Source organism: Streptomyces sp. NPDC007863 (assembly GCF_040633895.1).
In the GTDB taxonomy this organism is placed as follows: Bacteria; Actinomycetota; Actinomycetes; order Streptomycetales; family Streptomycetaceae; genus Streptomyces.
On sequence record NZ_JBEYEI010000015.1, the window covers coordinates 32918 to 44601 of the forward strand.

Here is an 11684-nt window from a genome sequence, read left to right on the forward strand (position 1 = left end):
GCCTTTCTGCCGCCTGGTAGCGCGCCGGGGCACGGTGGTGCCGGTCTCGCCGAGAGCTGTCCTCTTGCGCGGAACTGCGGTAGATACCGGGAGGGCCCCCACTGCGGGAGGGGGCGCTGCGGCCGCCATACGGTCGCGCCAGCTCTGCGTCAGGCAGAGTTGGTTCGATCAAGTGTGCCTTCATGGTACAGGGAGGAGTGCTCTCCCGCCTGCGATTCCACTGGGAAGAACACTCCTGACCCCGAAATAATGCCGGCGATTAACGTTCTGTCGGCTTGTGCTTTCCCGTCACGGACGCCGGCCGGTGGAACCGGGTCGCGGTCGTGGTGACGGTCTTCCGCCCGTCCCCGGTGCCGAGCCAGCCGGCGAGCTTGCCGCCCTGGCCGACCGCGCGCAGCCGACGCTCGGTGGCGTCGCGCACCGGGTCGGTGGCGACGACGAGCAGCTCGTCGCCCTTGCGCAGCACGGTCGCCGGGCCCGGTACGAAGCTGGTGTCGTCCCGTACGACGAGGGTGACGGCGGCACCGGTCGGGAGGCGCAGTTCGGCGACCTCGACGCCGTGCATGCGGGAGCCGGGCGGGATGGCGACGGAGAGCAGGTGGCCGCGGAGCCGCTCCAGCGGGGCGGACTCGACGCCGAGGTCGGCGGCGCCGGCGGAGTCGCCGAGCTTCAGCGCCCTGGCCAGGTAGGGGAGGGTCGGGCCCTGGACGAGGGTGTAGACGACGACCAGGACGAAGACGATGTTGAAGATCCGCTCGCTGCCCTCGATCTGCCCCACCATCGGGATGGTGGCGAGGATGATGGGGACGGCTCCGCGCAGGCCGGCCCAGGACATGAGGGCCTGCTCCTGCCAGGGGATGCGGAAGGGCAGCAGGCTGACCAGGACCTCCATGGGCCGGGCGACCATGGTGAGGACGAGGCCGATGACGACGGCCGGCCAGAAGTCGTTGACGAGCTCGTGCGGGGTGACGAGCAGGCCGAGCAGGACGAACATGCCGATCTGGGCGATCCAGCCGAGTCCCTCGGCGAAGCCGCGGTTGGCGGGGGCGTGCGGCAGCTTGGCGTTGCCGAGGATCATCGAGGCCAGGTAGACGGCGAGGAAGCCGGAGCCGTGGGCGAGCGCGCCGGCCGCGTAGGCGGTGACGGCGATGGCCATGACGGCGATCGGGTAGAGGCCGGAGGCGGGCAGGGCGATGTGCCGGAGCCCGTACGCCCCGAGGAAGCCGACGGCGAGGCCGACGGCGGCGCCGATGGCGAGCTCCAGGGCGATCTCGCCGACGAGGACGTACCAGTGGTCGACGGGTCCCGCGGTGGAGAAGGCGACGACGAGGATGACGACGGGGGCGTCGTTGAACCCGGACTCGGCCTCCAGGACGCCGGTGACCCGGGCGGGCAGCGGCACCTTGCGGAGCACGGAGAAGACGGCGGCGGCGTCGGTGGAGGAGACGACGGCGCCGATGATCAGCGCCTGGCGCCACTCCAGGCCGACGAGGTAGTGGGCGCCGGCGGCGGTGATGCCGACGGAGACGGCGACGCCGACGGTGGAGAGGACGACCGCGGCCGGCAGGGCCGGCCTGATCTCCTTCCACTTCGTGCCGAGACCGCCCTCGGCGAGGATGACGACGAGGGCCGCGTAGCCGATGACCTGGGTGAGTTCGGCGTTGTCGAAGGCGACGTTGCCGATGCCGTCCTGTCCGATGGCGACGCCGATGCCGAGGTACAGCAGAAGGCTGGGGAGCCCGCTCCGGGACGAGATCCGCACGGCGGCGACCGCGATCAGCAGCACCAGCGAGCTGATCAGCAGGAGTTCGTTGAGCTCGTGGACAGTCAGTGCGCCGTTCCTTCCCCTCGTCCGCGCCGGATCGTTCCTCCGGCGGGCGGTACTTCGTTACCTTACCTAATCTTTAACGTTTTCTTGACGCCCTCCCCGCGGCCCGTGCTTCCCCGATGCGGTCATCGGTGCGGTTCCTCCCTGACACCGAGTCCAGGGCGCTCAGGCGCTGCGCCTAAGGTTGCTCCCGTACTCCAGGACCACCCTGCCCCTCGAAGGACAGCGATGCCCTCCAACACGACCGCGCCCCCCGCCAAGAAGAAAGGCAGGCGCGCCCGCCTGATCGTCCTGCTCCTGGTCCTTGCGCTGGTCGGGGCCGTCGCCTTCGGCGGCTGGTGGGGGGTCGGCACCGTCCGCGCCTCGTTCCCGCAGACCACCGGCGAGGTCAGGATCGACTCCCTCTCCGGCGACGTCGAGGTCAAACGGGACGCCCTCGGCATCCCGCAGATCTACGCGGACAACGAGACCGACCTCTTCCGCGCCCAGGGCTACGTCCAGGCGCAGGACCGCTTCTACGAGATGGACGTCCGCCGCCACCTCACGGCCGGCCGCCTCTCCGAGATGTTCGGCGAGGGCCAGGTCGAGACCGACGCCTTCCTGCGCACCCTCGGCTGGCGCCAGGTCGCGCAGCAGGAGTACGACAAGGTCCTGACGCCGGAGACGAAGAAGTACCTCCAGGCGTACGCGGAGGGCGTCAACGCCTATCTGAAGGACCGGGAGCCGAAGGACGTCTCCGTCGAGTACGCGGCCCTCTCCTTCACCAACGACTACACGATCGAGCCGTGGACCCCGGTCGACTCGGTCGCCTGGCTCAAGGCCATGGCCTGGGACCTGCGCGGCAACATGCAGGACGAGATCGACCGCTCGCTGCTCACCAGCCGGCTGACCCCGGCCCAGATCAAGCAGCTGTACCCGGAGTACCCGTACGAGCTCCACCAGCCGATCGTCGACCGCGGCGCGGTCGACCCGGTGACGAAGAAGTTCGACCCGAAGGCCGGCAAGGACGAGGAGTCCGAGGGCGGTACGGGGACGGGCACCGGTTCCGGCGGCGCGAGCCCCCAGCTCGCCGCGCTCTCCGGCCTCTCCGAGGTCCTCGACTCCGTCCCGGCCCTGCTCGGCCCGAACGGCAACGGCATCGGCTCCAACTCCTGGGTCGTCTCCGGCGACCTCACCACCTCCGGCAAGCCGCTGCTCGCCAACGACCCGCACCTCGCGCCGATGCTGCCGTCCCTCTGGTACCAGATGGGCCTGCACTGCCGCTCGGTCTCCGCGACCTGCCGCTACGACGTCGCCGGCTACACCTTCTCCGGCATGCCCGGCGTGATCATCGGCCACAACGACAGCATCGCCTGGGGCCTCACCAACCTCGGCGCCGACGTCACCGACCTCTACCTGGAGAAGGTCAGCCCCGAGGGCTACCTCGTCGACGGCAAGGTCAAGCCGTTCGACACCCGCGAGGAGGTCATCAAGGTCGCCGGCGGCAGCGACCGGCCCATCACCATCCGCTCCACCGAGCACGGCCCGCTGGTCTCCGACCGCTCCGCCGAGCTGGAGAAGGTCGGGCAGACCGCCCCCGTCGGCAACTCCGCCCCGGACCGCTCCACCGGCTACGGCGTCTCCCTCCAGTGGACCGCCCTGACGCCCGGCAAGTCCATGGACGCGATCTTCGCGATCAACCGCGCCAAGGACTTCAAGCAGTTCCGGGCCGCCGCGAAGAACTTCGAGGTCCCCTCGCAGAACCTCGTCTACGCCGACACCAAGGGCAACATCGGCTACCAGTCCCCGGGCAAGATCCCGCGCCGCGCCACCGGCGACGGCACCCTGCCCGCCCCCGGCTGGGACTCCCGCTACCGCTGGAAGGGCTACCTCCCCTTCGAGCAGCTGCCGTACGAGTTCAACCCCGAGCGCGGCTACATCGTCACCGCCAACCAGGCCGTGATCTCCCCCGAGCAGTACCCCGACCTGCTCACCAAGGACTGGGGCTACGGCTCCCGCAGCCAGCGGATCAACGACCTCATCGAGTCGAAGACCAAGGACGGCGGCAAGATCTCGCCGGACGACATGCGGACCATGCAGACCGACAACCGCAGCGAGATCGCGACCCTGCTCAACCCGTTGCTGCTGAAGATCGACATCTCCGACCCGTACGTCCGCGAGGCCCAGAAGCTCCTGGAGGGCTGGGACTACACCCAGGAGCCCGACTCGGCCGCCGCCGCCTACTTCAACGCGGTCTGGCGCAACGTCCTCAAGCTCTCCTTCGGCGACAAGCTGCCCAAGGAGGTCCGGGCCGAGGGCGACTGCGTCATGGTGCGCCCGGTCGACTTCACCGGCCCGGTCGACGAGCAGAACAAGCTGGTCCGCGAGTGCGGCGAGCGCGACGCCGACTCGGCGCAGCCGGACGGCGGCGACCGCTGGTACGAGGTGGTCCGCCCGCTCCTCAAGCAGGAGAAGAGCGCGTGGTGGAAGACCCCCGCCACCCGCACCGACCCGGCCACCGAGACCCGCGACCAGCTGCTCGCCCGGGCCATGAAGGACGCCCGCTGGGAGCTGACCGCCAAGCTCGGCAAGGACGTCTCCACCTGGAGCTGGGGCCGGCTGCACCAGCTGACCCTGAAGAACCAGACCCTCGGCACCGCCGGGCCCGGCATGGTGCAGCAGCTGCTCAACCGCGGCCCGTGGAACCTCGGCGGCGGCGAGGCCGCCGTCGACGCCACCGGCTGGAACGCGGCCGGCGGCTACGAGGTCATCTGGGTGCCGTCGATGCGGATGGTCGTGAACGTCGGCGACTGGGACAAGTCCCGGTGGATCAACCTGACCGGTGCCTCCGGTCACGCCTTCCACGACAACTACACCGACCAGACGGACGCCTGGGCCGAGGGCGAGCTGTACGACTGGGCCTACGGCAAGGCGGCGGTCGACGCGGCGGCGAAGGACACGCTGACGCTCAAGCCGTGATCAGGAACGGCCGAAACGGGTCGCCCCCTCCGGGGTGACCACCGCGTGCACGGGGTGGTCGTGCGGTTCCTCCGGGACCCGCGCGACCACCTCGTCCGCGTAGAGGAGCACCACCAGGGCCGGGTCCTTCCCGGCCCGCGCGAGCCGGGCGAGGACCCGGTCGTAGGAGCCGCCGCCCCGGCCGAGGCGCATGCCGCGCGTGTCCACCGCGAGCCCCGGCAGCAGCACCGCGTCCGCCGTGCACACGGCGTCCGGGCCGAGCCGCGGGCCGGTCGGTTCGAGGAGGCCCCGGCCGGCCTTCGCGAGCGCCCCGGGTCCTTCGTAGACCGCCCAGTCCAGGTCGTTGTCGGGCAGCAGGACCGGCAGCAGGACCCGCACCCCGCGCGCGTGGAGCGCGTCGAGCAGGGCGCGGGTGCCGGGTTCGCGGCCGACGGAGACGTACGCGGCGACGGTGGCGGCGCCGGACAGCTCGGGCAGGCCGGTGCCGTGCCCGGCCAGCGCCCCGGCGGTCCGCGCGAGGGTCTCGGGGGAGAGGGCGGCGCGCGCGTCGAGCAGCCGACGGCGCAGCAGGGCCTTTTCGGACAAGTCGGGATTCTCTCTCTGCACAGCGGATCCTCATAAATCGCTCGTCATGGGTTTTATGGGGGGAAAGTTAATCGGAGCCCCATCTTTCCCTCATTCATCAGCGGATAAGGTGCCCGTATGACACAGCAGTTCCCCCGGCCCGGCCGGATCAGCAAGGCCGTCGTTCCGGCCGCCGGGCTCGGCACCCGTTTCCTGCCGGCGACCAAGGCGACGCCCAAGGAGATGCTTCCGGTCGTCGACAAGCCGGCCATCCAGTATGTCGTCGAGGAGGCCGTCGCCGCCGGACTCTCCGACGTGCTCATGATCACCGGTCGGAACAAGCGTCCGCTGGAGGACCACTTCGACCGGAACTACGAGCTGGAGGAGGCGCTGATCCGCAAGGGCGACGACGAGCGCCTCTCCAAGGTCCAGGAGTCCAGCGACCTCGCCACCATGCACTACGTGCGCCAGGGCGCCCCCCGCGGCCTCGGCCACGCGGTGCTGTGCGCGGCCCCGCACGTCGGCGACCAGCCCTTCGCGGTCCTCCTCGGCGACGACCTGATCGACCCCCGCGACCCGCTGCTCGCGCGGATGGTGGAGGTCCAGGAGCGCCACGGCGGCAGCGTCGTCGCGCTGATGGAGGTCGAGCCCTCCCAGATCCACCTGTACGGCTGCGCGGCGGTCGAGGAGACCGTCGACGGCGACGTGGTGCGGGTGACGGACCTGGTGGAGAAGCCGGACCCGGCCGAGGCGCCCAGCAACTACGCGGTCATCGGCCGTTATGTGCTCGACCCGGCGATCTTCGGCACGCTGCGGGAGACCGAGCCCGGCCGGGGCGGCGAGATCCAGCTCACGGACGCGCTGCAGAAGCTGGCGGGCGACGAGAAGATCGGCGGTCCGGTGCACGGCGTCGTCTTCAAGGGCCGCCGCTATGACACCGGCGACCGCGGTGACTATCTGCGTGCCATTGTCAGACTCGCGTGCGAACGTGAGGATCTGGGACCGGACTTCCGGGACTGGCTCCGGAGATACGTCAACGAGGAGATGTAGGACCTTGAGCAGCGACACGGCACCGTCCCAGGACCCCCAGGACCACGGTCACGGTCACGGCCACGCCGCGGGCGACCCCTGCGCGGGGCCGGCCCGCGACCTGTGGTCGGTCGACGAGCACCTGGCCGACATCCTGGCGACCGTCCGCCCCCTCGACCCGATCGAGCTCCAGCTGCTCGACGCCCAGGGCTGCGTCCTGGTCGAGGACGTGACGGTGCCGGCGGCGCTGCCGCCGTTCGACAACAGCTCCATGGACGGGTACGCGGTCCGGGTCGCCGACGTCGCGGGCGCGACCGAGGAGTACCCGGCCGTCCTCACCGTCGTCGGCGACGTCGCCGCGGGCGCGGACGGCCTGCCGGAGGTCGGCCCCGGGCAGGCCGCCCGGATCATGACCGGCGCCCCGCTGCCGCCCGGAGCCGAGGCCGTCGTCCCCGTCGAGTGGACCGACGGCGGCGCGGGCGAGGGCGCGGCGACCGGCATGCGGGCCGCGAGCAGCGCCCCCGAGGGCGCCGCCGGCGAGGTGCGCGTGCACCGCGCGGCGGAGGCCGGCGCCCATGTCCGCCGGGCCGGCAGCGACGTGCGGGCCGGGGAGCTGGCCCTCGCCGCCGGCACCGTCCTCGGGCCGCCGCAGCTCGGCCTGCTCGCCGCGATCGGCCGCGGCACGGTCACCGTCCGCCCCCGCCCGCGCGTGGTGGTCCTCTCCACCGGCAGCGAGCTCGTGCAGCCCGGCGAGGAGCTGGGCCCGGGCCGGATCCACGACTCCAACAGCTTCGCGCTCGCCGCCGCCGCCCGCGACGCCGGCGCGCTCGCCTACCGGGTCGGCGCGGTCGCCGACGAGGCCGAGTCGCTCCGGGCCGCCATCGAGGACCAGCTCATCCGGGCCGACCTCGTGGTCACCACCGGCGGTGTCAGCGTCGGCGCCTACGACGTGGTGAAGGAGGCGCTGACCGCCGACGGCCGGGTCGACTTCCGCAAGCTCGCCATGCAGCCGGGCAAGCCGCAGGGCTTCGGCACGGTCGGCGCCGAGCAGATCCCGCTCCTCGCCCTGCCGGGCAACCCGGTCTCGTCGTACGTCTCCTTCGAGCTCTTCGTCCGGCCCGCCATCCGCGCCCTGATGGGCCTGGAGGACCTGCACCGCCCGGTCGTCCGCGCCACCCTGAAGGCCGACGCCCCGCTCTCCTCGCCGTCCGGCCGCCGCCAGTACCTCCGGGGGACGTACGACGCCGAGTCCGGCACCGTCACCCCCGTGGGCGGAGCCGGCTCGCATCTGATCGCGGCCCTCGCCCACGCGGACTGCCTGCTCGTCGTCCCGGAGGACCGCGACACGGCCGCCCCCGGCGACGAGCTGGACGTGGTCCTCCTCGGCTGAGGGGGGCGGCGCGGGGGTACGGTGTGTCGTCCCACACAGCGACCGGGAGTGTCACGGCGATGAGCACGCAGCAAGGCCTCACCCACATCGACGAGGCGGGCGCCGCCCGCATGGTCGACGTATCGGCGAAGGACGTCACGTCCCGCACGGCGCGCGCCAGCGGGCGGGTGCTCGTCTCGCCGCGCGTGATCGAGCTGCTGCGCGGCGAGGGCGTGCCGAAGGGCGACGCGCTGGCCACCGCCCGGATCGCCGGGATCATGGGCGCCAAGAAGACCCCGGACCTCATCCCGCTCTGCCACCCGCTGGCCGTCTCCGGCGTGACGCTCGACCTCACCGTCGCGGACGACGCCGTGGAGATCCTGGCGACGGTGAAGACGACGGACCGCACGGGCGTCGAGATGGAGGCGCTCACCGCCGTGTCGGTGGCCGCGCTGACCGTCGTGGACATGGTGAAGGCCGTGGACAAGGGCGCGGTCATCTCCGACGTACGGGTCGAGGAGAAGACCGGCGGCAAGTCCGGGCACTGGACCCGGGACGACGCGTGACCGGCGGCGGCTCGCTCACGGCCCCGTACGCGGCGCTCGTCGTCACCGCCTCCAACCGTGCCTCCGCCGGGGTGTACGAGGACAAGGGCGGCCCGCTGATCGCCGAGGGCCTGCGCGCCATGGGCTTCGCCGTCGACGGGCCGCGGGTCGTCCCGGACGGGGCGCCCGTCGAGGCCGCCCTGCGCGCCGGTGTGGCGGCCGGGTACGACGTCATCCTCACGACCGGCGGCACCGGCATCTCGCCGACCGACGAGACGCCCGAGGTCACCGCCCGGGTCCTGGAGCGGCACATCCCCGGCATCCCGGAGGCGATCCGGGCGTACGGCCGGGAGAAGGTGCCGACGGCGGCGCTCTCGCGCGGTCTCGCCGGCGTCGCGGGCGGGACGCTGATCGTGAACCTGCCGGGGTCGACCGGCGGGGTGCGGGACGGGCTCGCCGTCCTGGAGCCGCTGCTGCGGCACGCCGTGGACCAGATCCGCGGCGGCGACCACCCGAGACCGGCGGAAGCGGGCCCGGCGTCATGACCACGGCCTGGCCGGCGGTCCTCGTCGACGGAGACGTGGTGCTCCGTCCGATAAGGATGCGCGACCAGCGGGAGTGGCGGGAGGTGAACCGCCGCAACCGCGAGTGGCTGCGCCCCTGGGAGGCGACGGTCCCGCCGCCCGCGCCCGGCATGCCGCCCGCGCGGCGCCCCACGTACCGTCAGATGGTGCGCCATCTGCGGTCGGAGGCGCACGCCGGGCGGATGCTGCCGTTCGTCATCGAGTACCGCGGCCGGATGGCCGGGCAGCTGACGGTCGCCGGGATCACCTGGGGCTCGATGTGCTCCGGGCACGTGGGCTACTGGGTGGACAGCGAGGTGGCCGGGCGCGGGGTGATGCCGACGGCGGTCGCGCTCGCCACCGACCACTGCTTCCGCGCGGTGGGACTGCACCGGATGGAGGTGTGCATCCGCCCGGAGAACGGCCCCTCGCGGCGCGTGGTGGAGAAACTCGGCTTCAGGGAAGAGGGATTGCGGCCGCGCTATCTCCACATCGACGGCGCCTGGCGGGACCACCTGGTCTTCGCGCTGACGGCGGAGGAGATTCCGGAGGGGCTGCTGGCCCGCTGGCACCGCACGCGCCGCAGGGACGCCGCCTAGCCCTTCGCGATCGCCGTTATTCACATAACTGTTCGAATTTCAGCGGCATATGAACAGCGATCGATCTGAACAATCACAAAAAAGTTCAGTGATATCAGCCAGATCGTGCGACACACCGGGCCAATTGGCCGATGCCCCGTCGCGAACCCCTCTACCGTGTGAGGCGTGAGCAGCAGCGGCCTCATCTACGCAGTCATCGTCGGGGCCTGGGCCGCCTACCTGGTGCCGATGTGGCTCCGCAGGCAGGACGAGCTGAACGAGGCCCGTCCGACGGAACGCTTCAGCACCGCCATCCGGCTCCTTTCCGGACGGGCGGGCATGGAGCGCCGTTACGCCAAGGAGCTCCGCGAGCGGGACCGTACGGCCCTGGAGGCGGCGACCGACGTGGACCCGGACGCGGCGACCGAGCACCTGAGCTCGGTCGACGTCCGGGCCTTCGCCGCGCCTCCGGCCAGGACCGAGGCACGCCTCGAACTCCCCGAGCCCGACCCGCACCCCGTGCCCGCCCCCGGGCCCGAGGCCGCGTCCGCGCCGGCGGCCCGCACGGCCGCCGAGCGGGCCCGCCGCGGCAAGGCCCTGGCGCGCCGCCGGCGCACCACGATCGTGCTGTTCTCCGCCTTCACCCTCGGGGCCGTCGTCGCCGCCGTCGGCGGCGTCGCCTTCCTGTGGGCGCCCGGCGTCCCCGCCGTGCTGCTCAGCGCCTACATCGTCCATCTGCGCGGACAGGAGCGCCGCCGCTTCGTGTACGTGATGGACCGGCGCCGCGCCGAGGCCGCCGCCGCCCGGCTCCGCGAGACCCGCCGGGCCGCCGCGCCGGCGCCCGAGCCCGAGCCGTCGCCCGCGCCGCCGGTCTCCCCGCAGGAGGCCGACCGGCGCGCCCTGGTCGAGCAGACCGACCACGCCGAGTGGGTGGACCAGCAGCGCGAGCGCGGCCCGGCCCGCGGCGACAGCTGGGACCCGGTCCCGGTGCCGCTGCCCACGTACGTCACCGCGCCGGTCGCGCCGCGCGCCTCCAACGGCGTGGACGTCACCGACCCGGAGACCTGGAGCGCCGCCCGCTCCTCCACGGCCGGCGAGCAGCCGCCGGCCGCCTCCCCGGCGCCGCGCCGCCGTCAGGCCCCGCCGCGCCGCGGCCGGGACCACGGCCGGACCCCGCTCTTCGACCAGTACGCCGACCACGGGGACGACGAGCGCCCCCGCGCCGCCAACGAATGACGGACCCCGTACGGGGCCTCATCTGACCTGCGGCGTAAGCGATTTTTCTTCTCGGCGACGGGGATGCTAATGTTTCACACGTCGCAGGGGCCTGTGGCGCAGTCCGGTAGCGCACCTCGTTCGCATCGAGGGGGTCAGGGGTTCGAATCCCCTCAGGTCCACCAGCGGAAGACGAGATCCCGTCCGATCGAAAGATCGGGCGGGATCTTCGTCGTCCACCCCGCGTCTTCGTCCCGCGTCTTCGTCGTCCATGGGGTTGATCACGTGCTGGAGCAGCCGTACTTCGGACGCAGGCTCAGGCGGCTGCGGACCGAGCGGGGCCTGTCGCAGGCGGCGCTCGCCGGGGACGGCATGTCCACCGGCTACCTCTCCCGCCTGGAGTCAGGCGCCCGCAACCCCACCCCGCGCGCCGTGGAGCACCTCGCCGCCCAGCTCGGCGCCGACGTCTCCGTCTTCGACGAGGGCACCGGCGACGACTCGCTCGGCCAGGCGCTGGCCCTCGCCGCCTCCCTGGAGTCCGACGAGACCCTGGAGGCCCTGGAGCGCGCCCTCACCGCCGACGCCGGCACCGACCAGGACCCGCCGCTGCGCTGGCAGGCCCTCTGGCAGGTGGCCCGCTGGCACCGCCGCCACCACCGGCAGGAGCGCGAGCGGGAACTCCTGGAGGAACTCGTCGCGCTCGGCGAACGGCTCGGCCAGCCCGCGCTGCGGGTCCGCGGCCTCGCCCGCCTCGCCCGCTGCCTGCGCACCCTCGGCGCGATCGGCCCCGCCGTCGACGCGGCCGCCGAAGCCCACCGGCTGGCCCGGGAGCACGGCCTCGCCGTGCCCGACGTCGCCGCCGGGCTGCTCGCCCTGGTCTCCGTGGAGTCCGAGGCGGGCCGCCTCGCCGAGGCCCGCGCCCACGCCGACGAACTCACCGCGCTGACCGCGGGCCGCGGCGACGCGCTGTGGGCGGAGGCGCTGTGGACCGGGGCGGCGGTACGGGTCCGCCAGGGCGATCCGGAGGGGGCGCAG

Annotated in this window: 9 protein-coding genes, 1 tRNA gene and 1 pseudogene; 9 read left to right on the forward strand and 2 right to left on the reverse strand. The window is 72.7% G+C overall.

Going from position 1 to position 11684, the window contains the following annotated elements; translation table 11 throughout:
* Window positions 1-259: 259 nt before the first annotated feature.
* Complete coding sequence (locus ABZ621_RS23245) at window positions 260-1786, reverse strand: potassium/proton antiporter (RefSeq protein WP_360607501.1); 1527 nt, start codon at window positions 1784-1786, stop codon at window positions 260-262.
* Window positions 1787-2056: 270 nt separating this feature from the next.
* Between ABZ621_RS23245 and ABZ621_RS23250 the strand changes: the two genes are divergently transcribed.
* A complete protein-coding gene (locus ABZ621_RS23250) occupies window positions 2057-4786 on the forward strand; it encodes a penicillin acylase family protein (RefSeq protein ID WP_360607503.1) in 2730 nt (909 codons plus the stop codon).
* Here ABZ621_RS23250 and ABZ621_RS23255 read toward each other — a convergent pair whose 3' ends face one another.
* Window positions 4787-5371: a 5-formyltetrahydrofolate cyclo-ligase gene (locus ABZ621_RS23255; protein ID WP_360607505.1), complete on the reverse strand. Its 585-nt coding sequence runs from the start codon at window positions 5369-5371 to the stop codon at window positions 4787-4789.
* A 117-nt stretch (window positions 5372-5488) separates the two neighbouring features.
* Here ABZ621_RS23255 and galU point away from each other — a divergent pair, with 117 nt between their 5' ends.
* The 8 genes and pseudogenes from galU to ABZ621_RS23295 all read left to right on the forward strand — a co-directional run.
* The gene (galU, locus tag ABZ621_RS23260; RefSeq protein ID WP_360607507.1) at window positions 5489-6400 is read left to right on the forward strand and encodes a UTP--glucose-1-phosphate uridylyltransferase GalU; all 912 of its coding nucleotides are present in this window, start codon (window positions 5489-5491) and stop codon (window positions 6398-6400) included.
* A 100-nt stretch (window positions 6401-6500) separates the two neighbouring features.
* Entirely contained in the window at window positions 6501-7769 is a 1269-nt protein-coding gene (gene glp, locus ABZ621_RS23265) for a gephyrin-like molybdotransferase Glp (RefSeq protein ID WP_360607821.1), read from the forward strand.
* Between the two features lie 59 nt (window positions 7770-7828).
* The gene (moaC, locus tag ABZ621_RS23270) at window positions 7829-8314 is read left to right on the forward strand and encodes a cyclic pyranopterin monophosphate synthase MoaC (protein ID WP_031007335.1); all 486 of its coding nucleotides are present in this window, start codon (window positions 7829-7831) and stop codon (window positions 8312-8314) included.
* Entirely contained in the window at window positions 8311-8838 is a 528-nt protein-coding gene (locus tag ABZ621_RS23275) for a MogA/MoaB family molybdenum cofactor biosynthesis protein (RefSeq protein WP_360607510.1), read from the forward strand. Before moaC ends, ABZ621_RS23275 begins: the two co-directional genes overlap by 4 nt.
* On the forward strand, window positions 8835-9455 hold the full coding sequence (locus ABZ621_RS23280; protein ID WP_360607512.1) for a GNAT family protein: 621 nt from the start codon (window positions 8835-8837) through the stop codon (window positions 9453-9455). Before ABZ621_RS23275 ends, ABZ621_RS23280 begins: the two co-directional genes overlap by 4 nt.
* A 165-nt stretch (window positions 9456-9620) precedes the next feature.
* Entirely contained in the window at window positions 9621-10670 is a 1050-nt protein-coding gene (gene glpR, locus ABZ621_RS23285; RefSeq protein WP_360607514.1) for a gephyrin-like molybdotransferase receptor GlpR, read from the forward strand.
* A gap of 87 nt (window positions 10671-10757) precedes the next feature.
* Window positions 10758-10834, forward strand: a tRNA-Ala gene (locus ABZ621_RS23290).
* Window positions 10835-10934: 100 nt separating this feature from the next.
* A pseudogene (locus ABZ621_RS23295) lies at window positions 10935-11111 on the forward strand (helix-turn-helix transcriptional regulator); the annotation flags it as partial.
* Between the last annotated feature and the right edge of the window lie 573 nt (window positions 11112-11684).